The organism is Aeromicrobium massiliense JC14, from assembly GCF_000312105.1.
Lineage (GTDB): Bacteria > Actinomycetota > Actinomycetes > Propionibacteriales > Nocardioidaceae > Aeromicrobium > Aeromicrobium massiliense.
In genome coordinates, this window is sequence record NZ_HE978637.1 from 752,605 (window position 1) to 777,127 (window position 24,523).

The following is a 24,523-nucleotide window of genomic DNA, read 5'->3' on the forward strand; positions in this document are numbered from 1 at the left end:
AAAACCCTCACGCGCAAAGTTGTGTCAGACGCCACATTGCGACCTTACTCACTGGTACGGTCTGTCCGATCAGTTCTCTGGAGGGAGCCCTCGTGGGTAAGAAGCTCGGCACCGTCGCCATCGTTCTTGGCGCGTTCCTGTTGGTGCTTGCCGCACTGTCGAAGTTCTACATGTACGACCGCCTGGCGGTCGTGCCGCTCAACCAGGAGACCACGAGCATCTCCGCAACGGAGGAGGGCGCCGACGGCACCATCCTCGACATCCCCGGTGGCCTGGTCGAGAAGCAGACCCCGCTCAAGTCGACCCGCACCGTCCAGGGCGACGTCGAGATGAGCAAGGAGGCCAGCGACGAGCTCGACCGCGACATCGCGGTCTGGAAGACGTTCGTCTGCACCGACACCCCCGACTTCGACTGCGGATCGGGCGAGACCCCGCTGTCGAGCACCTACGACATCGTCGCCTTCGACCGGCACACCGGCGAGGCCGTGAGCTGGGACGGCACCCGCACCGAGAGCAACGGCACCACGGTCCGTGGCAGCTTCGAGGGCCAGTACTTCAAGTTCCCCTTCGACACCAAGAAGAAGGACTACAAGTTCTGGGACGGCACGATCAAGCAGGCCACGACGGCGAAGTTCCTCAAGGAGACCGAGCTCGAGGGCATGAAGGTCTACCAGTTCGAGCAGGTCATCGAGCCGACCAAGACCGGCACGATCGCCGTCCCGGGTGACCTCGCTGGCGTCCCGAACCCGACGGTCACCGCCGACCGCATCTACTCCAACACCCGTCTGCTGAACGTCGAGCCGACCACGGGCGTCATCATCCGCGGTGGCGAGACCCAGGACGGCTGGCTGGAGTACCAGGGCGAGCGCATCGCCACCACGACCGAGGCGTCGCTGCAGTACACCGACCAGAACGTCAAGGACACGGTCGAGGAGTACGAGAGCAAGGTGACCCTGCTGACCGCGATCCAGACCTGGATCCCGATCGGTGGCCTGATCCTCGGCCTCGTGCTGATCGGCCTGGGCGTGGTGCTCGTGCTGCGCAAGCGTTCGGAGGGCGGCGAGCGCCGCGCCACCGACGAGCGCGTCCGCACCACCGCCTGACGCTCCCGCCGTCGAACGGCCCCCGCACCCCCGTGGTGCGGGGGCCGTCGTCGTTACAGTGAGCGCCATGGTCCACGCCCCCGCCGCGGAGCTCTGCTCCTTCGTCGACGCCTCGCCGACCCCGTTCCACGTCTGCGCCACCGTGCTGGCCGAGCTGGAGGGTGCCGGCTACCGGCAGATCGACGAGCGCGACCCGTGGCCCACCGAGCCGGGCCGCTACGTGGTGGTGCGCGGCGGGTCGCTCATCGCCTTCTCGACCGTCGCGTCCACGTCGCCGGCCGACCCGTTCCGCGTCGTCGGCGGGCACACCGACAGCCCGAACCTGCGGCTCAAGCAGCACCACGACCGCCGGCCCGAGGGCCTCGGCGTCGTCGCGCTCGAGCCCTACGGCGGCGCGTGGACGCACTCGTGGATGGACCGCGACCTGGGCGTGGCCGGACGCCTGGCGCTGCGCGATGGCCGGGTCGAGCTCGTCCGCGTCGACGAGCCGGTGCTGCGCGTGCCCCAGCTGGCCATCCACCTGTCGGACGACCGCAAGGGCGTGCAGCCCGACCCGCAGCGTCACCTCGACGCGCTGTGGACCGTCTCGCCGCAGGGCGGCTTCCTGTCGTGGCTGGCCGGGCAGGCCGGGATCGACGCCGACGAGGTGCTCGGGTTCGACCTCATGGCCCACGACGTGACGCCGAGCCGGCTCGTCGGCGCGCGTCAGGACCTGGTCTCGGCGCCGCGGCTCGACAACCAGGGCACCTGCTTCGCCGGCACCCGCGCGCTGCTCGGCGCGCCCGACGTCGAGGGCGTCCGCCAGGTGCTGGCGCTGTTCGACCACGAGGAGGTCGGCAGCACGTCCGAGCGCGGCGCCTTCTCGGACTTCCTGACCGGCGTGCTCGAGCGCATCGTGCTCGCGGCCGGCGGCACCCGCGACGACGTCCACCGGGCGATCGCCGGCTCGGTGTGCGCGTCGGGCGACATGGCCCACGCCACGCACCCCAACCGGCCCGAGCGGCACGAGCCCCTGCACCACGTCGAGCTCGGCGGGGGACCGGTGCTCAAGGTCAACCAGAACCTGCGCTACGCCACCGACGCGGTGGGCAGCGCGGCCTTCGCCCGGGCCTGCGAGCAGGCGGGCGTCCCGCTGCAGCGGTACGTGCACCGCGCCGACCTGCCGTGCGGCTCGACCATCGGCCCGCTGAGCGCCTCGCGCACCGGCATGACGACCGTCGACGTCGGCGCCGCGCAGCTCGCCATGCACTCGGTGCGCGAGACGATGGCCGCCGCCGACGTGCCGCTCTACGCCGCCGCGCTGTCGGCGTTCCTCGCCCCGCAGGACTGACGGCGCGCCTGCATTGAGGTAACAGGGGCCTGTCGCGTAGGATTGGTGGGCGCCGTGTGCCTGCGTGCCCTCGAAGGGAGCAGGTCGCGCTCGTGCCCGTGTCGGGCGATTCTCTCGACAAGCTCACGAAAACAGGTCGCGACGCACCCGGTTCGACTACATCCATCCATCGGAGCATCTCCTATATGACGAGCAGCATCGCACCTTCTGCGGCCCCGCAGGTTGCGGTCAACGACATCGGCAACGAGGAAGACTTCCTCGCCGCCATCGACAAGACCATCAAGTACTTCAACGACGGCGACATCGTCGACGGCACGATCGTCAAGGTCGACCGTGACGAGGTCCTCCTCGACATCGGCTACAAGACCGAGGGCGTCATCCCCTCGCGCGAGCTGTCGATCAAGCACGACGTGGACCCCTCCGAGGTCGTCGCTGTCGGCGACTCCGTCGAGGCCCTCGTCCTCCAGAAGGAGGACAAGGAAGGCCGCCTGATCCTGTCCAAGAAGCGCGCGCAGTACGAGCGCGCCTGGGGCGACATCGAGAAGATCAAGGCGGAGGACGGCGTCGTCGAGGGCACCGTCATCGAGGTCGTCAAGGGCGGCCTCATCATGGACATCGGTCTTCGTGGCTTCCTGCCGGCCTCGCTCGTGGAGATGCGTCGCGTCCGCGACCTCGACCCGTACATCGGCCAGAAGCTCGAGGCGAAGATCATCGAGCTCGACAAGAACCGCAACAACGTGGTCCTGTCGCGCCGTGCCTGGCTCGAGCAGACCCAGTCGGCCGTCCGCCAGAACTTCCTGACCGAGCTCCAGAAGGGCCAGGTCCGCAAGGGCGTCATCTCCTCGATCGTCAACTTCGGTGCGTTCGTGGACCTCGGCGGCGTCGACGGACTCGTCCACGTCTCCGAGCTGTCCTGGAAGCACATCGACCACCCGAACGAGGTCGTGCAGGTCGGCGACGAGGTCACGGTCGAGGTGCTGGACGTCGACATGGACCGCGAGCGCGTCTCGCTGTCGCTGAAGGCGACCCAGGAGGATCCGTGGCAGCACTTCGCCCGGACCCACCAGATCGGTCAGATCGTGCCCGGCAAGGTCACCAAGCTCGTCCCGTTCGGTGCGTTCGTGCGCGTCGAGGACGGCATCGAGGGCCTCGTGCACATCTCCGAGCTGGCCGAGCGCCACGTCGAGATCCCCGAGCAGGTCGTGCAGATCAACGACAAGGTCATGGTCAAGATCATCGACATCGATCTTGAGCGTCGCCGCATCTCGCTGTCGCTGAAGCAGGCGAACGAGACCGAGGTCGCGCTGGACGACGACCAGTTCGATCCCACGCTGTACGGCATGACCTCCTCGTACGACGAGCAGGGCAACTACATGTACCCCGAGGGCTTCGATCCGGAGACCGGCGAGTGGCAGGAGGGCTTCGAGGAGGCCCGGGCCACCTGGGAGAAGCAGTACGCCGAGGCGCACGAGCGCTGGGAGGCGCACAAGCGTCAGATCGCGGACGCCGAGAAGGCGAACCGCGAGGCGGCCGAGACCAGCAACTACAGCTCCGAGCCGGCCGCGCCGGTCGAGGGCTCGCTGGCCTCGGACGAGGCGCTGCAGGCCCTGCGCGAGAAGCTGACCGGCGGCGAGTGATCGCCCCGGCCGCCTAGCGCAGCCGCACGTACGAAGCCCCCGACCGTTCGGTCGGGGGCTTCGTCGTGGTCGGGCCGGGGTCCGCCCTCACCGGGGCGGTCCCCAGGGGTCGAGGAGGTCGGCGTGGTGGCTGCGGGGGCCGGGGCGGGTGCCATACCCGTCGTGGTCGATCGCGATCGCGCTGAGGCCGATGATGACCAGCGCGGCGAGGAGGATGAGGAGGATCATGGCAGTAATTCTTCGCCCATCGAGATGCTGCCACCAGTGGCGGGATTGCCACGGTTCGTCGACATCCTGCCACCGATGTGCGACGCTGGTCACATGCGCAAGGTCGTCGTGATCGTCCAGGACCAGGTCGAGCCGTTCGGGCTCGGCTCGCTCGTCGAGGTGTGGGACGAGCCGTACCACCCCGAGGACGACAACCCGCAGTTCGACTTCAGCATCGCCACGCCCCGCCCCGGCGTCGTGAAGGGCCGCTCGGGCTTCGACCTCGTGGTCGAGAACGGCCTGGACGTCATCGAGGGCGCGGACCTGGTCGCGCTCGCGCCGCACCACGACTTCCTGAACCACGACCCCGCCGTGCTCGAGGCCGCCCGCAGCGCCTACGCGTCCGGCGCCATGATCTTCGGTCACTGCTCGGCGGCGTTCACGCTCGGCGCGGCGGGACTGCTCGACGGCCGCTGCTGCACCACGCACTGGCGGTACGGCGAGCGGCTCGCCGCCGCGTACCCCGAGACCGACGTGTGCACCGACGTGCTCTACGTCGAGGACGAGGGCGTGCTGACCGGCGCCGGTGCGGCGGCCGGCATCGACGCCTCGCTGCACCTCATGCGCCGCTGGTACGGGGCGCGCACCGCCGCCACCACCGCGCGACGCATCGTCGTCCCGCCGCACCGCGACGGCGGCCAGGCCCAGTTCGTGAAGGCGCCGGTGCGCCCCACGGCGGCCGAGACGCTGGCCCCGCTGCTGGAGTCGGTGCGCGAGCGGCTGGCCGAGCAGCTCACCGTCGACCAGATGGCCCGCGAGGCCCTCATGTCGCCGCGCACGTTCGCCCGGCGGTTCAAGGACGAGACCGGCACGACCCCGCTGCAGTGGCTCACGGGGGAGCGCATCGCCCTCGCGCAGGAGCTGCTGGAGCAGACCGCCGAGCCGGTCGAGTCCGTCGCCGCCCGGGTCGGCTTCGGCAACGCCGCGACGCTGCGGCACCACTTCGCTGCGGCGGTCGGGCTGTCGCCGCAGGCCTACCGCAAGCGGTTCAGCTGCGTGGACGAGGTGTGCGCCGACGGCGTCGTGGCGTGAGTCCGCTCACGACCCCCGCTCGGCGCCCGCACGGTTCGGGCGGACGCGTGATTTTCCGCGCCCGGTGTGCTTGACTCGGTCCGGTTCACCCCGTCCCCGACCGTCCTGCAGGTGATGCTTCCGTGGCTTCCCCCGGCCACCGTCGACGCCGCCGAGCCCCGCTCGGCGAGCGCGTGCTCCGCACGGCACTGCCCGGAGTGGGCGCCGCGGCCCTGGCGATGAGCGCCGTCGCCGTCGCGACCGCTCCCGACCGCGAGGCCGACGATCCGGCCCGGACCGCCGCCGCGTCGGTCGCCCGCACCATGGCTGACGCACCGCGCGTGGCCGCCACGACCGTCCCGCCGGTCTCCCGCAGTGCCGACGCGCGTCCGCCGCTCACCGAGAGCCGCACCGTGCAGGTGAAGGCCAAGCGGTTCGTCGTGACCGCGCTGGACGTCCGCATCGGCCCGTTCAAGGACGCCGCCGTCGTCGGCGAGGTGACGAAGGGCAAGACCGTCGCCATCACCGGACGGCGCGACGGCCGCTACGCCGAGGTCGTCTACCAGGGGCCCGCCGCTGGGTGCGCGTCGACTACCTGTCGACCAGCAAGCCGAAGCCGAAGCCGAAGGTGCAGCCGATCAGCACCGCGCCCTGCGCGACCGGCTCGGACGTCGAGCAGGGTCTCGCCCAGGCCACGATCGACGTGCACCGGGCCGTGTGCGCCCGGTATCCGCAGATCGAGGTCTACGGCGGCCTCCGCAGCGACGGGATGCACGGCCAGGGCCTCGCGCTCGACATCATGGTCAGCAGCGACCTGGGCACCGAGATCGCCGAGTGGCTGCAGGACCACGCCGCCGAGCTCGGCGTCACCGAGCTCATCTGGCGCCAGCGCATCTGGACGACCGAGCGGGCCGGCGACGGCTGGCGCTCGATGGAGGACCGCGGCTCGGCGACGGCCAACCACATGGACCACGTGCACGTCACCACAGGAGGCTGAGTGCGGCTCGGACTGACCGGCGGCATCGGCTCGGGCAAGAGCACCGCCAGTGCCCGGCTGCGCGAGCTCGGCGCCGTGGTGCTCGACTACGACCAGCTGGCCCGTAACGTCGTCGAGCCCGGCTCCGACGGACTGGCCGCGATCGCCGAGCGCTTCGGCGCCGGCGTGCTGCGCGCCGACGGGACGCTCGACCGGCCCGCGCTCGGGGCGATCGTGTTCGCCGACCCGGCCGCGCTCAAGGACCTCGAGAGCATCACGCACCCCGCGATCCGTGCGCTGGCCGCTCGGCGGGAGCACGAGGCCGGCCCAGACGCCGTGGTCGTCCACGACAACGCCCTGCTCGTCGACATGGGGGCCCACCGGGTCATGGACGCCGTCGTCGTGGTCGACGTGCCGGTCGAGACCCAGGTCGGGCGGTTGGTCGAGCACCGCGGGCTGACCGAGGCCGACGCCCGCGCCCGCATCGCCGCGCAGCTGGACCGCGAGGAGCGGCTCGCCGCGGCCGACCACGTGCTCGACAACACCGGCACGCCGGACGACCTCCGTGCCGCCGTCGACGCGCTGTGGGCGTCGCTCACCCACTCCTGACTCCTGCCCCGTCGGCGTCCGGGCCCGGACGCACCGGGGCCCCGCGACCGTCGGGGGAGTCGGTCAGCGGGGCCCTGATGGGTCTGTGCGTCAGGCAGCCAGGTCCGGGTCGGCGATGCGGCGCAGCGTCGCGAGCGACTCGCGCTCGAGCTGGCGCACCCGCTCGGCGGAGATGCCGTGGCGCTTGCCGATGTCGGCCAGCTTGTGCTGGCGTCCGTCGAGCAGGCCGTAGCGGGCCCGGATGATGTCGGCCTCGCGCGGAGCGAGGTGCTCCACGATGAGCGACGACAGGCGGTCGCTCGCCTCGACGTCCAGCACCTGGTTGTCGGGGCCGGGCGCGGTCTCGCGGGCGATCAGGTCGCCCAGCGAGGTGTCGCCGTCCTCGTCCACCGGGGTGTCGAGGCTGACGTGGTCGCGGCCCCAGGACAGCAGGTCGATCACGCGCTCGACGGTCATGCCGAGCTCCTGCGCGATCTCGGCCGGCTCGGGGTCGTAGCCCAGCTGGCGCTCGAGCGTGCGACGCGCGCCGGTGACCTGGTTGAGCTCCTCGACCACGTGCACGGGCAGCCGCACGACGCGGGCCTGCTGCGCGATGCCGCGGGTGATCGCCTGGCGCACCCACCACGTTGCGTACGTGGAGAACTTGAAGCCCTTCGCGTAGTCGAACTTCTCGACCGCGCGGATCAGGCCGGTGTTGCCCTCCTGGACCAGGTCCAGCATGGGCATCTGGGCGCGGCCGTACTTGCGCGCGATGGAGACGACCAGGCGCAGGTTGGCCTGCGTGAACTCCTCCTGGGCGCGCTCGCCCTCGGCCACCATCCACTCCAGCTCCTCGGCGGTGGCCGACTTCGGGGCGCCGCCCTTGCGGCGTCCGACGCGGCCCGTCTCGAGCAGGTGCTGCGCGAACAGACCGGCCTCGATCGCCTTGGCCAGCTCGACCTCGCGCGCTGCGTCCAGCAGCGGGGTGCGCGCGATCTCGGCCAGGTACATGCCGACGCTGTCCTTGCCCTCGACCTCAGTGCTCGTGCTCGCCATCAGTTCTTCACCACTCTCGTCCGGTTTGCTCCGTCCACGTACCCTCAACGGCCTCCCCGGGTGAATGATTCCGCTCTCAGGCGCTTCTTAGCCGTGGTGTGACGCGATCCGCTCCAGCTCGGCCCGCAGGAGCGTGCGCGCCCACGTGGTGTCCTCCGCCGGGTCCTGGTGCAGGAGGTGGAGCGCGAGGCCGTCCAGCAGGGCGTGCAGGCGGCGGGTCTCGTCGGGGTCCGGACGTCCGGAGAGGTGCTCGACGATCTGGGCGCACAGCCCGCCGAGGGCCTCGTGGGCCTCGTCGCGGATGGCCGCGAGCCGGGGGAGTGCCGGGGCCTCGGCGACCAGGGCGAGGTTGACCTCCATCTCGGTGCGTCGCTCGGCGTCCAGCGGCAGCAGCTCGTCCAGGACGCGCTGGGCGTGCCGCACGGTGTCGTCCTCGGCGGGCACGGCCGCGATCCGCTCGGTGGCCCGCCGCACGATCAGCTCGGTGGAGAACTCGAGCAGCTCGGCGCGGGTGGGGAAGACGTGGCGCAGGGAGCCGACCGCGACGCCGGCCTCCTGGGCGACCGTGCGCACCGACACCGCCCCGACGCCCTGCTCGCGCACGACCCTCCAGACCGCCCCGGCGAGCTCGGCGCGACGGGCTTCGTGGTCCATGCGAGGCGGCATGGCGGCAACCTAGCACGACTGTGCTACGTTCTGTCTGGCACGACCGTGCTACAAGACGCAGGAGGAGAGATGGACCTGATCCTGGCCGTGATCGTGGCCTGCGAGGTGGGCTTCTGGGTGCTGATCGGCGCCGGCCTGGTGGCCCGCTACCTCCTGCGGCGGCCGCGGCTCGGCCTGCTGCTGCTCGCGCTGACGCCGGTGGTCGACCTCGTGCTGCTGGGCGCGACGGTGCTGGACCTGCGGCACGGCGCGACGGCCGGCGTCGCGCACGGGCTGGCGGCGCTGTACCTGGGCTTCTCGCTGGCCTACGGCCACGCGATGATCCGCTGGGCCGACGTGCGGTTCGCCCAGCGGTTCGCCGGCGGACCGCCACCGGTCAAGCTCCATGGCGCGGCGTACGCGCGCAAGTGCTGGACCGACGTGCTGCGCACGGCGTCCGGCGCAGCCGTCGCCGCAGGACTCCTGCTGCTGCTCGAGCACCTCGTGGACGACGCGTCGCGCACCGAGGCCCTGCACGGCCTCTACCCCGTGCTGGGCGTCGTGCTGGTGGTCGAGCTGGTGTGGGCGGTCTCGTACACCCTGTGGCCGCGCCGGGAGCCGGCGCGGACCTGACCCTCAGGCGTCCTGGGTCGCGGTGTCGATGATCCAGGCCAGCTCCCAGGCGCGCTCGTGCCAGGAGGCGTACCGGCCGCTGACCCCGCCGTGGCCGGCGTTCATCTCGGTCTTGAGCAGGATCGGGCGCTCGGTGCGGGCCGTGGCGCGCAGCCGCGCGACCCACTTGGCCGGCTCGACGTAGAGCACGCGGGTGTCGTTGAGGCTCGTGACCGCGCAGATCGCCGGGTAGGCGTGCTCGCCGACGTTCTCGTACGGCGCGTACGACTTCATGTACGCGTACACGTCGGGGTCGTCCAGCGGGTTGCCCCACTCGTCCCACTCGATGACCGTCAGCGGCAGCGAGGGGTCGAGGATCGTCGTGAGGTTGTCGACGAACGGCACCTCGGCCAGGATGCCGCGGAACGCCTGCGGGGCGAGGTTCGCGACGGCGCCCATGAGCAGGCCGCCCGCGCTGCCGCCCTCGGCGACGAGCCGGTCGGCGCTCGTCCAGCCCTCGGCGACCAGGTGCTCGGCCGCGGCCACGAAGTCGGTGAACGTGTTGCGCTTGGTCAGCGTCTTGCCCTCGTCGTACCAGCGGCGGCCCATCTCGCCGCCGCCGCGCACGTGGGCCACGGCGAACACGAAGCCGCGGTCCAGCAGCGACAGCCGGCTGATCGAGAACGCCGGGTCGATGCTGATCTCGTACGAGCCGTAGCCGTAGAGCAGCGCGGGAGCCGTGCCGTCGCGCGGGGTGTCGCGGCGCGCGACGACCGAGACGGGCACCTGCGTGCCGTCCGGGGCCGTGGCCCAGGTGCGGTGCTGCTCGTACTGGCTCGCGTCGTAGCCGCCGCGGACGACGACCTGCTTGCGCAGGTGGCGCTCGCCGGTCTCGACGTCGTAGTCGTAGACCGACGGCGGGGTGACGAACGAGGCGTAGCCGACCCGGACCAGGCGCTGGTCCCACTCGGCGTTCGCGCCGACGCCGGTGCTCGACAGCTCCTCGCCGAAGTCGATCTCGGTGAGGGCGCCGAAGCCGTCGTCGCCCAGGCGCATGAGCGCCACCCGGGGCAGCGCGTCGCGGCGGTAGGAGACGAGCACCTGGCGCTTGAAGACGTCGACGTCCTCGAGCCGGACCTCGTCGCTGCCGGGGATGACGACCGTGCGGCGGTGCGGCGCGTCGACCGGGACGCTGACCAGCTCGAAGTCGGGGGCGCCGTCGTTGTGCAGGATCAGGAAGACGTCCTCGCCGCCGACCACGGCGTGCTCGAGCGAGTACTCGACGCCCTCGCGGCGCGGCCACACGACGCGCGGCTCGCCCTCGGGGTCGTCCGCGGGCAGCACCCGCACCTCGCTGGTGATCTTGGACGAGGCGGCCACGACGATCCACTGCTCGGAGTGGGTCATGCCGACACCGGCGAAGAACCGCTCGTCGGTCTCCTCGTGCACCAGGACGTCGGCGGCGTCCGACCCGAGCGCGTGGCGCCACACGCGGTGAGGACGCCAGGCGTCGTCGACGGTCGTGTAGAAGAGGTGGGTGCCCCGGCCGGACCAGGTGACGCCGGCGGAGGCGCCGGTGATCTCGTCGCCGAGGAGCTCGCCGGTGCGCAGGTCCTTCACGCGGATCGTGTAGCGCTCGTCGCCCTCGACGTCGACCGAGTACGCCAGCAGGTGGCCGTCGGGGGAGACGGTGAAGGCGCCGAGCGAGAAGAACTCGTGGCCCTCGGCCTCGACGTTGGAGTCGAGCAGCACCTGCTCGCCGTCGATCGGCTGCGTGGGGTCGAGCTCGGGCGGCGTCCAGTCGTCCGGGTCGGCCAGCGGGCAGCGGCAGCGCAGGGCGTACTCCTGGCCCTCGACGGTGCGCGAGTAGTACCACCAGCCGTCGTGGCGCGTGGGCACCGACAGGTCGGTCTCCTGCGTGCGTCCCTTGATCTCCTCGAAGATCGTCTGGCGCAGCTCGGCCAGGTGCTCGGTCTGCGCCTCGGTGTAGGCGTTCTCGGCCTGCAGGTAGGCCAGCGTGTCGGGGGAGTCCTTGTCGCGCAGCCACTCGTAGTCGTCGACGAACACGTCGCCGTGGTGCGTGCGGGTGGTGGGGACGACCTTCGCGAGGGGGGCTTCCGACGTCATGTGTGCAAGGTACCCGGGGCGTCCGGGCCGCGGTGCCCGGCGTGCAGGGCGGGGTCGTCGGCCCGGAAGGTGTGCACCGGTCCCGGCGGGGTGTGCCGGGTCTCGAAGCGCACCGTCACGCGTCCGAGCCCGGCGCCCCACACCCAGCCGTCGCCGTGCTCGTCGTGCGAGGCGTCCATGCCCGGGTACCAGCGCGGCACCTCGGGCTCGTACGCCTCGGGGACGTCCTCGTCGGGCTCCTCGGGAGCGCTCGCCCCGAACAGGTCGTCCTGCACCCAGTCGGCCAGCCCGCTGACGCCGACCCCGAGCAGCCGCAGGCCGCCGCCGAGGTCGGTCTGGGCGAGCAGCGCGCGGGCGGTGTCGGCGAGCAGCGCGGCGCTGTCGGTGGGGCCGGCGAGGGTGGTCGAGCGCGTGTGCGTCTCGAAGTCGTGGTGGCGCACCTTCAGCGTCACCGTGCGGCCAGACAGGCCGTGCGAGGCGAGCCGCGCGGCCACGCGCCGGGCCATGCGCTCGGCGACGAGCTCGAGCTGGGCACGGTCGGTGACGTCGGTGGCGAAGGTGTCCTCGACGCTCACCGACTTCGTCTCGCGCTCGGCGACCACCGGACGGTCGTCGTCGGCGCGGGCCAGCCGGTACAGGGAGGTGCCGGACGCGTTGCCGAGCAGCCGCGCCAGCTCGTCCGGCGACGGGCCGCGCAGCTCCTCGACCGTGGTGATGCCGACCCGGCGCAGGCGCTCGGCGGTGGCGGGCCCCACGCCCGGGATGGCCGTGACCTGCATCGGTCCGAGCAGCTCCTGCTCGCTGCCGGGCGCCACGACGAACGAGCCGGCGGGCTTCTCCAGCTCGCTGGCGATCTTGGCCATGAGCTTGCTGGACGCGACGCCGACCGAGGCGGTGAGCCCGCCGGTCAGCCGCTCGACGTCGGCGCGCAGGCGCTCGACCTGGTCACGCACCCGCGCCGGGTCGAAGTCGTCGCCCGCGGCCAGGTCGACGAACGCCTCGTCCAGCGACAGCGGCTCGACGAGCGGCGACTCCTCGCGCAGCCGGTCCATGACGATGCGGCTCGCCTCGCGGTAGGCGTCGAAGCGTCCGCCCAGGAACGCGGCGTGCGGGCAGCGGGCGCGCGCCTCGGTGGTGCGCATGGCGGAGCGGACCCCGTGGACCCGCGCCTCGTAGGACGCGGTCGAGACGACGCCGCGCGGGCCGATGCCGCCGACCACCACCGGCTTGCCACGCAGGGAGGGCTTGTCGCGCTGCTCGACCGAGGCGAAGAACGCGTCGAGGTCGAGGTGCATGATCGACGCCTCCGCCCGCATGGCGTCCATCCTGCCCGAGGCCCCGGACGTCCACAGACGCGCCGTGCGGGGCACCCGTCCACAGCGCCGCGGCAGGACGACCGGCGGCGTCGGCGCTCGCCCACAGCGTGGGGGCATGACCTCACGCCACGTCTGCCACGACGTCCCCGACATCCTCGACCTGCTGCCGGCGCTGTTCGGCTTCGTCCCGCATGAGTCGCTCGTCGCCGTCGCGACCCATGGCGAGCGCGTCCGGTTCGGCTTCCGGCTGCGGCTCGACCTGCCGGCGGCGCCCGACGTCGACGCGGCCGCCCGGGTCGTCGCGCACCACCTGCGTCAGGCGAGCCCCGACGGGCTGGTGCTCGTCACGGTCACCGACGGCGACGGCTACGTGGCCGACGCGCTGTGCGACGCCGTGGCCGACCTCCTCGAGCCGGTCCCGGTCGTCGTCGCCGCCCGCACCGACGGCTGCTCGCGGTACTGGCTGCCCGGTGGTCCGGACGAGGGCACGCCCTACGCGCCGGGCACGAGCCCGGCGACGGTGGCGGCCGTCCTCGACGGCCGCGAGATCCTGCCCTCGCGCGACGCGCTGGTCGCTCGGTACGCCGCGGCCACGGGGGAGCGGCGGGCCCGGGCCGAGGCCGCCACCGAGGCGGCGGTCGACGAGCTCGTCGCGGCGCGGCGCACCCCGGGCCCGCCGTCCCTGGCCGAGCGCGGCCGGCGAGCCCTCGACGAGGTGCGCGACGCCTTCCTGCGCACCGGCCGGGTGCCCGACGACGCGGCGCTGGTGCGGCTCGGCGTCTGGACGGCCGTCCCCGAGGTCCGCGACCACGCCTGGTGGGGACTGAGCCGCGACGAGGCGACGGTGCACCTGCGGCTCTGGACGGCGGCGGCTCCGCTGGCCGTCGCACCGTTCGACGCGCACGTGCTGGCCGTCGCGGGGTTCCTGGCCTGGCGCAGCGGCGACGGAGCGGCCGCCCTCGTGGCCACCGAGCGAGCACTGGCGGCGTCGCCGGTGCAGTCGCTCGCGCGCACCGTCCACGAGCTGCTCGTCGCCGGCGTGCCACCGAGCCGCTGGGACGACCTGCTGGCCGCCGACGGCGGCGGCGCTCGCACGGACGAGAACGGCTCCAGCCCCTAGGCTGAGCGGCATGGGACGCGACGTCGAGGACCGCGAGTTCACCCGCGAGGACCGCACCCGCTACCGCGCCAAGGTGCGCCGGTGCCTGGACGTGCTGGCCCGCATGCTCACCACCCACGACTTCTCGGTGAACGTGCCGCACATCGGCATCGAGATCGAGTTCAACCTGGTCGACGACGACGGACGTCCGGCGCTGCGCAACCAGGAGGCCCTCGACGCCATCGCCGACGAGGATTTCCAGACCGAGCTCGGGCTGTTCAACGTCGAGATCAACGTCCCGCCGCGGCCGCTGACCGGTGACGGCCTGGCCGTGCTCGAGGAGGACCTGCGCGGCGACCTCAACGGCGCCCAGGGCAAGGCGGCCACCATCGGCACGCACCTGCTGATGATCGGCATCCTGCCGACGCTCGACGAGTCGCACATGACCACCGAGGCCATCTCGCCGAACCCGCGCTACAAGCTGCTGTCCGACGAGATCCTCAAGGCGCGCGGCGAGGACATCGCCATCTCCATCGACGGCGTCGACCGGCTCGAGACGACGACCGACACGATCATGCCCGAGGCGGCCTGCACCAGCACCCAGCTGCACCTGCAGGTCGAGCCCGACGACTTCGCGCCCGCGTGGAACGCCTCGCAGGCGATCGCCGGCGTGCAGCTGGCGCTCGGCGCGAACTCGCCGCTGCTGCTGGGCCGTCAGCTGTGGCACGAGACCCGCATCGCGCTGTTCGACCAGTCCACCGACACCCGCAGCGACGAGCTGAAGGCCCAGGGCGTCCGCCCGCGGGTCTGGTTCGGCGAGAAGTGGATCACCTCCGTCTTCGACCTGTTCGAGGAGAACGTCAAGTACTTCCCGGCGCTGCTGCCGATCGTCGAGGACGAGGACCCGGTCGCCGAGGTCGAGGCCGGGCGCATCCCGTCGCTGGCCGAGCTCAACCTGCACAATGGCACCATCTACCGCTGGAACCGGCCGATCTACGACGTCTCGGACGGCTTCCCGCACCTGCGGGTCGAGAACCGCGTCCTGCCGGCCGGCCCGACCGTCGTCGACACGCTGGCCAACGCCGCCCTCTACTACGGCCTCGTGCGGGCGCTGGTGCGGGCCGAGCGTCCGCTGTGGTCGCAGCTGTCGTTCCAGGCGGCGCAGGAGAACTTCTACGCCGGCGCCCGCGAGGGCATCGACGCTCAGCTGTTCTGGCCGGGCCTGGGCACCGTGCCGGCCACCGAGCTGGTGCTGCGCCGTCTGCTGCCGATGGCCCACGACGGGCTGAGGGGTGCCGGCGTCGAGGACGCGCTCCGTGAGCGCCTGCTGGGCGTCGTCGAGCAGCGCTGCCTGACCGGCCGCAACGGGGCGACCTGGCTGATCGAGGAGTTCGGCCACCGTCGCAAGTCCGGCCAGGACCGCGCCGAGGCGCTGCGGGCGACGACGAAGGCCTACCAGGAGCGCATGCACGCGAACGAGCCCGTGCACTCCTGGGGCCACGACTGAGCGATCCGCCTGCCCTCGCAGGCATCCTCCGACCTGGCACATGAGAGTTTGCTGAGACGTGCCACACTGGTCTCGCTGAGGTTGACCGCAGGGCAGTTCGTTGCGCCCTCGATCCGATGAAGGGGTGCTGATGGCCGTCAAGAAGACTGTGTCTCCGGCGACCGCCGACACCTCGACCCCGTCCCCGTCGAAGCCCGCGACCCAAAAGAGCACCGTGACGAAGACTGCTGCCAAGACCACGTCCACCGCCGCCAAGAAGGCGCCCGCCAAGAAGGCCGCTGCGGCCAAGAAGGCGCCTGCGAAGAAGACGGCCGCCGCCAAGAAGGCGGCCGCGAAGGCCGACCAGGTCGACGTGTCCGGTGACGACACGTCCGCCGCGACGGTCCTCGTCGACGCGACCGGCAAGAAGGTGCTGCCCGACATCTCGGACACGGAGTTCGAGAAGGACCTGGCGACCGACCCGACGCTGAAGGAGGACGAGAAGTCCGGCTTCACGCTGTCGGCCGCCGACGAGTCCGACGAGCCCGTCCAGCAGGTCATGGTCGCCGGCGCCACCGCCGACCCGGTCAAGGACTACCTCAAGCAGATCGGCAAGGTCGCGCTGCTGACCGCCGCCGAGGAGGTCGAGCTGGCCAAGCGCATCGAGGCCGGCCTGTTCGCCGAGGAGAAGCTCGCCGCCGGCGGCCGGATCACGCCGAAGGTGCTCGAAGAGCTCGAGTGGATCGTTCAGGACGGTCGCCGGGCCAAGAACCACCTGCTCGAGGCCAACCTGCGTCTCGTCGTCTCGCTGGCCAAGCGCTACACCGGCCGCGGCATGCTCTTCCTGGACCTGATCCAGGAGGGCAACCTCGGTCTGATCCGCGCGGTCGAGAAGTTCGACTACACCAAGGGCTTCAAGTTCTCGACCTACGCGACGTGGTGGATCCGCCAGGCGATCACCCGTGCCATGGCCGACCAGGCCCGCACCATCCGCATCCCGGTGCACATGGTCGAGGTCATCAACAAGCTCGCCCGCGTCCAGCGCCAGATGCTGCAGGACCTGGGCCGCGAGCCCACCCCGGAGGAGCTCGCCAAGGAGCTCGACATGACCCCGGAGAAGGTCGTCGAGGTCCAGAAGTACGGGCGTGAGCCCATCTCGCTGCACACGCCGCTCGGCGAGGACGGCGACAGCGAGTTCGGCGACCTGATCGAGGACTCCGAGGCGATCGTCCCGGCCGACGCGGTCTCGTTCACGCTGCTGCAGGAGCAGCTGCACGCGGTGCTCGACACGCTCAGCGAGCGCGAGGCGGGCGTCGTCTCGATGCGCTTCGGCCTGACCGACGGCCAGCCCAAGACGCTCGACGAGATCGGCAAGGTCTACGGCGTGACGCGTGAGCGCATCCGTCAGATCGAGTCCAAGACGATGAGCAAGCTGCGTCACCCGTCGCGCTCGCAGGTGCTGCGCGACTACCTCGACTGAGTCGCACGCACGCACGAAGGGCCTCGGTTCCGCTCGGAACCGGGGCCCTTCGCCGTCTCGGGCGGCCGTCGTGCCCCCGGGCGCCTAGCCTGGACGGGGTGTCGAGCGAGGGGAGCGTCGTGGACCGCAGGAGCGTCACGCAGCAGGTGATGAAGTACGGGCCCCTGGCGGCCAAGCAGCTGCCTCGGCTGTGGCCGCTGCTGCTGGAGTCGCGCAACCGCGAGAGGGTCACCGGCATGCTCCGCGACCTGTCGGACAAGTCGCCGGCCAAGCGGCTGGACGCCCGGCTCGATCTCACCGCCGCGCTCGCCGAGCAGATCGGCCAGGAGGCGCGGACGCCGCAGGAACGGGAGCAGGCGGACGCGTGGCGCGACCGGGCCCGCAACCTGCAGCGTCGCGCGGAGGTGCCGGTGGGCGGCGTCCGGTCGCGGGCGGCGCACCGGCGCTCCGTGCGCGAGCAGCTCGCGGCCCTGCACGCCGAGATGGACGCGCACCTGGGCGGACCGGCCTAGCCCAGGCCTTGCCGTCGGTGGACGTCGGGCCTAGCGTCCGAGGATGGACCTGTACGCCGGACTGCCCGTGACCGAGGTTGACCGTGCCTCCGCCTGGTACGAACGGCTGCTCGGTGAGCCGGCCACCTTCGTGGCGTCGCCCCAGGAGTCGGTGTGGGACCTGGACGAGGGGCGGGCGGTGTTCGTCGAGCACGCGCCCGAGCACGCCGGCCACGCCCGCGTGATGCTGTTCGTCGACGACCTGGAGGCGCGCGTGGCCGAGGTGGCCGCCCGCGGACTCGAGCCGGTGTCGCGCGAGGAGTACGACAACGGCGTCCGCAAGGCCAACTACCTCGACCCCGACGGCAATCAGGTCAGCCTGGGCGGGCTGACGTCCGTGGATGCCGGGGGAGCGGAGTAACCGGGCGTGCCGCGGTCGGTGTGCGGGCGCAGCCGCTCGCCCCACGCGAACGTCGACTCGGGCAGGCGCTCGGCGAGCTGGTCGGCCAGCGTCTCGCGTGCCTCGACGGCGGTGACGTCGAACCCCGGCTGCCGGAGGTAGAAGCCGACGTCCCCCGGGTAGCCGACCGTGCCGTCGTCGCCGAGCCGCAGCTCCAGCAGCGTGTACAGGTCGTGCTGCTCGAGCCTGGGAAGCACCCGAGCCGCCTCCACCAGGTCGGAGGGCGCAAGCAGGCGGTGCAGGACGGGCGCAGCCACGTCGCACAGGCCCCAGGCGACGCTCCCGGGCTCGAACGCCGATGGCGCCTGGTCGTCGGTGTCGTAGCGGGGCGGCCCCGCCTCGACGTACGGACGCACACGCTCGCCCCAGGCGCAGTCGGTGCGACAGATCGCGTCGGTCAGCCCGGAGGCGAGGGCGTCCCGGGCCTCGGCGCCGCCGTCGCCGGGGTCGTGGTCGTCCACGCCGACGTGCAGCTCGCCCTCGTCGCCGAACGCGAACCGCGCGTCGACCCGTCCCCGCTTGGAGCGGACGGCCACCAGCCGCAACGGGTCGCCCGGCCGCACGACCTGCGCCACCACCGGCGCGACGACCTGGGTCAGCGCCCAGCGCACGGCTCCGTCAGTCATGCCCGCACCCTAGGGGCCGGGGACGCGCAAGGGCCCGGTTCCGAGTGGAACCGGGCCCTGCGGTGGAAGTCTGGTGTCGTCTACAGCACGTACGAGGCGATCAGCCGGCTCACGCCCTGGATGTCGCTCTGGCCCTTCACCTCGAAGCGCACCTTGCCCAGGCCGCTGAAGTACATCTCGAGCTCGGCGTCACGGTCGAACGAGCCGGCGGTCTCGATCGAGAAGGCCTGGATCTTGCTGTAGGGCAGCGACGTGAAGTCCCGCTTCTTGCCGGTGATGCCCTGGACGTTCACGGCGATGATCCGCTTCGTGGTGAAGGTGACGAAGTCCCGCGGTCCCTTGAACGCCAGCACGAGCTGCTCGTCCTGGAGCAGGATCTCGTGCACGGCGCCGGCGATCTCGTCCGGCGCGCAGGGGCTCAGCTTGAAGACGCTGTTGCTGTTGAAGTCGATCATCCCCGCACCCTAGGGGGCCGGGAACGCGCAAGGGCCCGGTTCCGAGTGAAACCGGGCCCTGCGGTGGAAGTCTGGTGTCGTCGTGCCTGCTCAGGCCTCGTCGCCGCTCGCGGCGGCCGGGGTCGCCACGAGGCGTCCGGTCTCGTCGTGGATGCGGCTCGAGACCTCGCGCAGCTTGTCCTCGTGCTCACGGGCGTGGTGCGCGCAGAACAGCAGCTCGCCGCCGCTGCCGAGCGTGACCCGCACGTAGGCCTGGGCGCCGCAACGGTCACACCGGTCGGTGGCGTTCAGCGTGGGCTCTGCGAGTGTCTCCACAGTGACCTTCTCTCCTGGTCGTCGGGTCCGTGCGTTGTCGCTCTGGTCAACATCCAACCACGAAGGGCTATTCCGGGGCGGTCGAGGTGACCTGTGTCCCACGATCCTTGCCGATCGGCCCAAACCCACGCACCTTGAGGCGTGTCCGGCACGGATTCATCAGGGCTCGGTCGTTATCGTGGAGCAGTCAATCTCCCCGGCGCCGCAGGGCGCCACGCATCGAGGCAGGCCGCACCATCGAGAGCACGTACGACGCCCGCAACCTCCTGGTCCTGGAAGGACTCGAGGCGGTCCGCAAGCGACCCGGCATGTACATCGGGTCGACCGACACGCGCGGTCTCATGCACTGCCTGTGGGAGATCATCGACAACGCGGTCGACGAGGCCCTCGGCGGCTACTGCGAGCACATCGACATCCTGCTCCACGCCGACGGCTCGGTGGAGGTGCGTGACGACGGACGCGGCGTCCCGGTCGACGTCGAGCCCAAGACCGGCCTGACCGGCGTCGAGGTCGTCTTCACCAAGCTGCACGCCGGCGGCAAGTTCGGCGGCGGCTCCTACAACGCCACTGGCGGCCTGCACGGCGTCGGCGCCTCGGTCGTCAACGCGCTGTCGCAGCGGCTCGACGTCGAGGTCGACAAGGGCGGCGCCACGTGGGCCATGTCGTTCCGCCGCGGCGTCCCCGGCGTCTTCGACGGCGACGGCCCGGACGCGCCGTTCACGCCGACCAACGAGCTGCGCAAGGTCGGCAAGGTCAAGAAGACCGTCACCGGCACCCGCGTGCGCTACTGGTCGGACCCGCAGATCTTCATCAAGGACGCGGCCTTCAGCTACGACAACCTGGTCTCGCGCGCGCGGCAGACGACGTTCCTGGTGCCCGGCCTGGAGATCGTCATCCGCGACGAGCGCGCCGGCGAGCTGCACGAGGAGAAGTTCCGCCACGAGGGCGGCATCTCGGAGTTCTGCGACTTCCTGGCCGCCGACGAGCCGGTCACCGACGTGCTGCGCCTGCAGGGCGAGGGCACGTTCACCGAGACCGTGCCGGTTCTCGACGAGGCCGGCCACATGACTCCGCAGGACGTCGAGCGCGAGCTGGGTGTCGACATCGCCGTGCGCTGGGGCACCGGCTACGAGAACGACGTGCGCTCGTTCGTGAACATCATCGCCACGCCCAAGGGCGGCACCCACGTGCAGGGCTTCGAGCGGGCGCTGACCAAGACGTTCAACGAGGTGCTGCGCGCCAGCCGGGTGCTCAAGGCCAACGACGCCGACGTGACGAAGGACGACGTGCTCGAGGGCCTCACCGCCGTCGTGACCGTCCGCCTGGCCGAGCCGCAGTTCGAGGGCCAGACCAAGGAGGTGCTGGGCACCCCCGCGGTCACGCGCATCGTCAACAAGGTCGTCGCCGCCGAGCTGAAGACCTTCCTGACGTCCACCAAGGTCGCGCACAAGGCCAAGGCGCGCCTGGTGATGGACAAGGTGGCCTCGGCGGCCCGCACCCGCCTGATGGCGCGCCAGCAGCGCGACACCCAGCGGCGCAAGAACGCGCTGGAGTCCAGCGCGCTGCCGGCCAAGCTCGCCGACTGCCGCGCCACCGACGCCGAGCGCACCGAGCTGTTCATCGTCGAGGGCGACTCCGCGCTGGGCACCGCGAAGGCGGCGCGCGACTCGGAGTTCCAGGCGCTGCTGCCGATCCGCGGCAAGATCCTCAACGTCCAGAAGGCGTCGATCGGCGACATGCTCAAGAACGCCGAGTGCTCCTCGATCATCCAGGTCGTCGGCGCCGGCTCCGGGCGCACGTTCGACCTGGACGCCGCCCGGTACGGCCGGGTCATCTTCATGGCCGACGCCGACTCCGACGGCGCGCACATCCGCTGCCTGCTGGCCACGCTGTTCTTCCGCTACATGCGCCCGCTCGTCGAGGCCGGCCGGGTGTACTCGGCGGTGCCGCCGCTGCACCGCATCGAGCTGGTCAACCCCAAGAAGGGCCAGGACAAGTACGTCTACACGTACTCCGACCCCGAGCTGCAGCGCACGCTCGCGTCGCTGGCCAAGAAGGGCGTCCGCTGGAAGGACCCGGTGCAGCGCTACAAGGGCCTGGGCGAGATGGATGCCCACCAGCTGGCCGAGACCACGATGGAGCCGCAGCACCGCACGCTGCGCCGTCTGACCATGGACGACGCGGAGGAGGCCAGCTCGGTCTTCGAGCTGCTCATGGGCAACGAGGTTGCCCCGCGCAAGCAGTTCATCGTCGCCAACGGCGGCAACATCAGCGACGACGACCTGGACTTCTGACGCCGGCGCGCACCGGAGGGTGCGCGCCTTGCCGGGGCCGTGTTTACTCGGCCTCGCCGGGGGTCACGTTCCCCGGCCCGCCGTCGGGCGTCCCGGCGCCGCCGAGAGGGAGAGAACCCTGCACGCAGCCGAAGACCTCGTGGTCCTGCTCGACGCCGAGCACCGGCCGTCGGGCACCGCGCCGCGCCGCGAGGTGCACACCACCCGCACCCCGCTCCATCTCGCCTTCTCCTGCTACCTGCTGGACGAGGCCGGACGCGTGCTGCTCACCCGCCGGGCGACCTCGAAGCAAACCTTCGCGGGCGTGTGGACGAACTCCTTCTGCGGACACCCTCGTCCGCACGAGCCGATGGAGGACGCCGTGCACCGCTACGCCACCCGCGAGCTCGGCACGACGCTGCGCGACCTGCGCTGCGTGCTGCCGACGTTCCGCTACCGCGCCGTCGACGCGTCCGGGATCGTGGAGAACGAGGTGTGCCCGGTCTTCGTGGCCACCTGCGACGGCCCGCTGCGGCCGAACCCGGACGAGGTCGACGCCCTGCGCTGGGTGACCGACACCGAGCTGCGCGACGCGGTGGCGGCCGCCCCGTGGGCGCTCAGCCCGTGGATGGTGGAGCAGATGGCCGAGCTCGAGTCGTCCGGTGCGTGGGGGCGGGTGGCTTCGTGATGTTGCTCGACCGCCGAGGATCCGCCCGGCCGTGCCCGGCCGACCAGTACGACGCGCTCGCCACGTCGACCGCGCGGCTGGTGATCCGCCGCTACTCCACGTCGTTCGGCCTGGCCGCGCGCCTGCTGGACGAGCCGGTGCGCACCCACGTCCGCAACGTCTACGCGCTGGTCCGGGTGGCCGACGAGATCGTCGACGCGCCGCGGCCGGGGGAGGGCGATGAGGCTCGCCGCACGCTGCTGGACGCGCTGGAGACCGAGACGCTGGCCGCGATGACCAGCGGCCACAGCGCCAACCTGGTCGTGCACGCGTTCGCCCGCACGGCCGTCGCGCGCGGCATCGAGCCGGCGCTCGTCACCCCGTTCTTCGCCTCCATGCGCACCGACCTGGACGTCCTGGAGCACGACCAGGAGAGCCTGGACGCGTACGTGTACGGCTCGGCCGAGGTCGTCGGGCTCATGTGCCTGCGCGTGTTCCTGCGCGACGAGACCGACCCGCAGGGCGCCTACGCGGCCCTGCACCCGGGCGCGTGCCGCCTCGGCGCGGCGTTCCAGAAGCTGAACTTCCTGCGCGACCTGGCCGCCGACCACGAGGAGCTCGGCCGGCGCTACTTCCCGGGCATCGACCCGGCCGCGCTCACCACCGCCCAGCGCGACGCCGTGCTCGACGACATCGAGGCCGACCTGCAGGTGGCGGCCGCGGCGATCGAGCAGCTGCCGCCAAGCAGCCGCCGCGCCGTCCGGGTCGCGCACACGCTGTTCGCCGAGCTGGCCCGGCGCCTGCGGCGCACGCCGGCCGAGCAGATCCGCACCGAGCGCGTCCGCGTGCCCAACACGGTCAAGTCGCGCCTGGTGGCGCGCGAGCTGCTGCGAGGACGCTCGTGAGCGCCCGCGAGCCCGGCCGCGCCGTCGTCGTCGGCGGCGGCGTCGCGGGCCTGGCCACGGCGGCGCTGCTGGCCCGCGACGGCTGGTCGGTGGACCTGGTGGAGAAGCAGCCCGCCCTCGGCGGCCGCGCCGGCACGTGGGAGCAGGACGGCTTCCGGTTCGACACCGGACCGTCCTGGTACCTCATGCCCGAGGTGTTCGAGCACTTCTTCGCGCTCATGGGCACCAGCGCCGACGCCGAGCTCGACCTCGTGCGGCTCGACCCCGCGTACCGGGTCTTCTTCGAGCAGCACGACGAGCCGCTCGAGATGACCGGCGACCGCACGGCGAACGTCGCCGCCTTCGAGGCGGTGGAGCCCGGGGCCGGGCCGGCGCTGGAGCGTTACCTGGACTCCGCGCGCGACGTCTACGACCTGGCGGTGCAGCGGTTCCTGTACGGCACGTTCGCCTCGCGGACGTCGATCGTGCGTCCCGACGTGCTCCGCCGCGGCCCGCGTCTGGCCCGCCTGCTCACCCAGTCGCTGGAGTCGTTCGTGGCCCGCCGGTTCACCGACCCGCGGCTTCGCCAGGTGCTGGGCTACCCGGCGGTCTTCCTCGGCACCTCGCCCGAGCGCGCGCCCAGCCTCTACCACCTGATGAGCTGGCTCGACCTCGACGACGGCGTCTACTACCCGCAGGGCGGCTTCGGCACGTTCGTGGACGCGCTGGTGCGCGTCGCCGAGCGGGCCGGGGTCCGGCTGCACACGTCGACCCCCGCGACCGCCGTGGAGGTCGAGCGCGACGGACGCCCGCGGGTCCGCGGCATCCGCGTCCGGACGCCCGGGGGAGCCGACACGCTCGTCGAGGCCGACCTCGTCGTCGGCGCGGCCGACCTGCACCACGTCGAGACGCAGCTCGTGCCGGCCGACCTGCGCACGTACGACGAGGACTACTGGGCCCGGCGCGACCCCGGGCCCGGTGCGGTGCTCGCGTGCCTGGGCGTGCGCGGCGAGCTGCCGCAGCTCGCGCACCACACGCTGTTCTTCACCGAGGACTGGCGGTCGAACTTCGACGCCATCTTCGAGACGCCGAGCCGCGTGCCCGACCCGGCCTCGCTGTACGTGTGCCGCCCGTCGGCGACCGACCCGAGCGTCGCGCCGGTCGGCCACGAGAACCTGTTCGTGCTGGTGCCGGTGCCGGCCGACCCGGGCCTGGGCCGCGGCGGTCTCGACGGCGCCGGCGACGCGGTCGTCGAGAAGGCGGTCGACGCCGCCATCGCGACCATCGCCGACAAGGCGGGCGTGCCCGACCTCGCCGAGCGCGTCGTGGTGCGCCGCAGCATCGCGCCGGGCGACTTCGCCGCCGACCTGAACGCGTGGTCCGGCGGCGCCCTCGGCCCTGCGCACGTGCTGCGGCAGAGCGCGTTCTTCCGGGCCGGCAACGCGTCGCGGACGATCGACGGACTCGTGTACGCCGGCAACGGCACGATTCCCGGCATCGGCCTGCCGATGTGCCTGATCAGCGCCGAGCTCGCGCTCAAGCGCGTCCGCGGCGACCGCACGACCACCCCGCTGCCCGTGGGTGACCGCCCGTGAGCGAGCGCAGCGAGCGAGCCATGA

24 protein-coding genes are annotated in these 24,523 nt (G+C 72.0%); 16 read left to right on the plus strand and 8 right to left on the minus strand.

What is annotated here, in order from left to right; all coding sequences use genetic code 11:
- The first annotated feature begins 92 nt into the window (after positions 1 to 92).
- The 3 genes from pgfA to rpsA all read left to right on the plus strand — a co-directional run bounded on the left by pgfA (position 93) and on the right by rpsA (position 4,070).
- Entirely contained in the window at positions 93 to 1,103 is a 1,011-nt protein-coding gene (gene pgfA, locus HGAM_RS18920; RefSeq protein WP_019145521.1) for a cell envelope lipid trafficking protein PgfA, read from the plus strand.
- A 67-nt stretch (positions 1,104 to 1,170) separates the two neighbouring features.
- The gene (locus tag HGAM_RS10895) at positions 1,171 to 2,433 is read left to right on the plus strand and encodes a M18 family aminopeptidase (protein ID WP_019145522.1); all 1,263 of its coding nucleotides are present in this window, start codon (positions 1,171 to 1,173) and stop codon (positions 2,431 to 2,433) included.
- A gap of 185 nt (positions 2,434 to 2,618) precedes the next feature.
- Positions 2,619 to 4,070, plus strand: a complete 1,452-nt coding sequence (gene rpsA / locus HGAM_RS10900) for a 30S ribosomal protein S1 (protein ID WP_019145523.1) — start codon at positions 2,619 to 2,621, stop codon at positions 4,068 to 4,070.
- A gap of 87 nt (positions 4,071 to 4,157) precedes the next feature.
- Here the strand turns inward: rpsA and HGAM_RS20390 are convergent, their stop codons facing one another.
- Positions 4,158 to 4,298 carry a hypothetical protein gene (locus tag HGAM_RS20390; protein WP_019145524.1) on the minus strand — a complete coding sequence of 47 codons (141 nt, stop codon included), beginning with the start codon at positions 4,296 to 4,298 and terminating at the stop codon, positions 4,158 to 4,160.
- 93 nt (positions 4,299 to 4,391) lie between these two features.
- Here HGAM_RS20390 and HGAM_RS10905 point away from each other — a divergent pair, with 93 nt between their 5' ends.
- The 3 genes from HGAM_RS10905 (at position 4,392) to coaE (ending at position 6,933) form a co-directional block, all read left to right on the plus strand.
- The gene (locus HGAM_RS10905; protein WP_019145525.1) at positions 4,392 to 5,369 is read left to right on the plus strand and encodes a GlxA family transcriptional regulator; all 978 of its coding nucleotides are present in this window, start codon (positions 4,392 to 4,394) and stop codon (positions 5,367 to 5,369) included.
- Positions 5,370 to 5,928: 559 nt separating this feature from the next.
- Complete coding sequence (locus tag HGAM_RS18925) at positions 5,929 to 6,345, plus strand: VldE C-terminal domain-containing protein (RefSeq protein WP_019145526.1); 417 nt, start codon at positions 5,929 to 5,931, stop codon at positions 6,343 to 6,345.
- Positions 6,346 to 6,933 carry a dephospho-CoA kinase gene (gene coaE / locus HGAM_RS10915; protein WP_019145527.1) on the plus strand — a complete coding sequence of 196 codons (588 nt, stop codon included), beginning with the start codon at positions 6,346 to 6,348 and terminating at the stop codon, positions 6,931 to 6,933.
- Positions 6,934 to 7,023: 90 nt separating this feature from the next.
- On the opposite strand, the gene HGAM_RS10920 is transcribed toward coaE, so the two are convergent.
- Complete coding sequence (locus tag HGAM_RS10920) at positions 7,024 to 7,968, minus strand: sigma-70 family RNA polymerase sigma factor (RefSeq protein WP_019145528.1); 945 nt, start codon at positions 7,966 to 7,968, stop codon at positions 7,024 to 7,026.
- An 87-nt stretch (positions 7,969 to 8,055) separates the two neighbouring features.
- Positions 8,056 to 8,634 (minus strand): TetR/AcrR family transcriptional regulator, encoded by a 579-nt coding sequence (locus HGAM_RS10925; RefSeq protein WP_019145529.1) that lies wholly within the window; start codon positions 8,632 to 8,634, stop codon positions 8,056 to 8,058.
- A 69-nt stretch (positions 8,635 to 8,703) separates the two neighbouring features.
- On the opposite strand from HGAM_RS10925, the gene HGAM_RS10930 reads away from it, so the two are divergent.
- Positions 8,704 to 9,246, plus strand: a complete 543-nt coding sequence (locus HGAM_RS10930) for a hypothetical protein (protein WP_019145530.1) — start codon at positions 8,704 to 8,706, stop codon at positions 9,244 to 9,246.
- A gap of 3 nt (positions 9,247 to 9,249) precedes the next feature.
- Here HGAM_RS10930 and HGAM_RS10935 read toward each other — a convergent pair whose 3' ends face one another.
- Both HGAM_RS10935 and HGAM_RS18930 read right to left on the minus strand, forming a co-directional pair.
- Complete coding sequence (locus tag HGAM_RS10935) at positions 9,250 to 11,352, minus strand: S9 family peptidase (RefSeq protein ID WP_019145531.1); 2,103 nt, start codon at positions 11,350 to 11,352, stop codon at positions 9,250 to 9,252.
- Positions 11,349 to 12,668, minus strand: coding sequence for a DNA polymerase IV (locus HGAM_RS18930; RefSeq protein ID WP_019145532.1), 1,320 nt, complete (start codon positions 12,666 to 12,668; stop codon positions 11,349 to 11,351). The genes HGAM_RS10935 and HGAM_RS18930 overlap by 4 nt, the downstream gene beginning before the upstream one ends.
- A gap of 115 nt (positions 12,669 to 12,783) precedes the next feature.
- On the opposite strand from HGAM_RS18930, the gene HGAM_RS10945 reads away from it, so the two are divergent.
- The 5 genes from HGAM_RS10945 to HGAM_RS10965 all read left to right on the plus strand — a co-directional run bounded on the left by HGAM_RS10945 (position 12,784) and on the right by HGAM_RS10965 (position 17,645).
- Positions 12,784 to 13,788, plus strand: a complete 1,005-nt coding sequence (locus HGAM_RS10945) for a DUF4192 domain-containing protein (RefSeq protein ID WP_019145533.1) — start codon at positions 12,784 to 12,786, stop codon at positions 13,786 to 13,788.
- A gap of 10 nt (positions 13,789 to 13,798) precedes the next feature.
- Positions 13,799 to 15,274, plus strand: a complete 1,476-nt coding sequence (locus tag HGAM_RS10950; RefSeq protein ID WP_019145534.1) for a glutamate-cysteine ligase family protein — start codon at positions 13,799 to 13,801, stop codon at positions 15,272 to 15,274.
- A 130-nt stretch (positions 15,275 to 15,404) separates the two neighbouring features.
- Complete coding sequence (locus HGAM_RS18935) at positions 15,405 to 16,733, plus strand: RNA polymerase sigma factor (protein ID WP_019145535.1); 1,329 nt, start codon at positions 15,405 to 15,407, stop codon at positions 16,731 to 16,733.
- A 119-nt stretch (positions 16,734 to 16,852) separates the two neighbouring features.
- Complete coding sequence (locus HGAM_RS10960) at positions 16,853 to 17,245, plus strand: hypothetical protein (protein WP_147543670.1); 393 nt, start codon at positions 16,853 to 16,855, stop codon at positions 17,243 to 17,245.
- A 43-nt stretch (positions 17,246 to 17,288) separates the two neighbouring features.
- Positions 17,289 to 17,645, plus strand: a complete 357-nt coding sequence (locus HGAM_RS10965; RefSeq protein ID WP_019145537.1) for a VOC family protein — start codon at positions 17,289 to 17,291, stop codon at positions 17,643 to 17,645.
- On the opposite strand, the gene HGAM_RS10970 is transcribed toward HGAM_RS10965, so the two are convergent.
- From HGAM_RS10970 to HGAM_RS10980, 3 genes are all read right to left on the minus strand, one after another.
- On the minus strand, positions 17,594 to 18,310 hold the full coding sequence (locus HGAM_RS10970; protein ID WP_019145538.1) for a hypothetical protein: 717 nt from the start codon (positions 18,308 to 18,310) through the stop codon (positions 17,594 to 17,596). The genes HGAM_RS10965 and HGAM_RS10970 overlap by 52 nt on opposite strands.
- A gap of 80 nt (positions 18,311 to 18,390) precedes the next feature.
- A complete protein-coding gene (locus HGAM_RS10975; protein WP_019145539.1) occupies positions 18,391 to 18,765 on the minus strand; it encodes a PH domain-containing protein in 375 nt (124 codons plus the stop codon).
- A 90-nt stretch (positions 18,766 to 18,855) separates the two neighbouring features.
- Positions 18,856 to 19,080 (minus strand): DUF7455 domain-containing protein, encoded by a 225-nt coding sequence (locus HGAM_RS10980; RefSeq protein WP_019145540.1) that lies wholly within the window; start codon positions 19,078 to 19,080, stop codon positions 18,856 to 18,858.
- A 158-nt stretch (positions 19,081 to 19,238) separates the two neighbouring features.
- Between HGAM_RS10980 and HGAM_RS18940 the strand changes: the two genes are divergently transcribed.
- From HGAM_RS18940 to crtI, 4 genes are all read left to right on the plus strand, one after another.
- Positions 19,239 to 21,374, plus strand: a complete 2,136-nt coding sequence (locus HGAM_RS18940; protein WP_081591955.1) for a DNA gyrase/topoisomerase IV subunit B — start codon at positions 19,239 to 19,241, stop codon at positions 21,372 to 21,374.
- 118 nt (positions 21,375 to 21,492) lie between these two features.
- Complete coding sequence (gene idi / locus HGAM_RS18945) at positions 21,493 to 22,041, plus strand: isopentenyl-diphosphate Delta-isomerase (protein WP_049798321.1); 549 nt, start codon at positions 21,493 to 21,495, stop codon at positions 22,039 to 22,041.
- On the plus strand, positions 22,041 to 22,925 hold the full coding sequence (locus tag HGAM_RS10995) for a phytoene/squalene synthase family protein (RefSeq protein WP_038951757.1): 885 nt from the start codon (positions 22,041 to 22,043) through the stop codon (positions 22,923 to 22,925). Before idi ends, HGAM_RS10995 begins: the two co-directional genes overlap by 1 nt.
- On the plus strand, positions 22,922 to 24,499 hold the full coding sequence (crtI, locus tag HGAM_RS11000; protein WP_019145544.1) for a phytoene desaturase family protein: 1,578 nt from the start codon (positions 22,922 to 22,924) through the stop codon (positions 24,497 to 24,499). The genes HGAM_RS10995 and crtI overlap by 4 nt, the downstream gene beginning before the upstream one ends.
- The last annotated feature ends 24 nt before the right edge of the window (positions 24,500 to 24,523 follow it).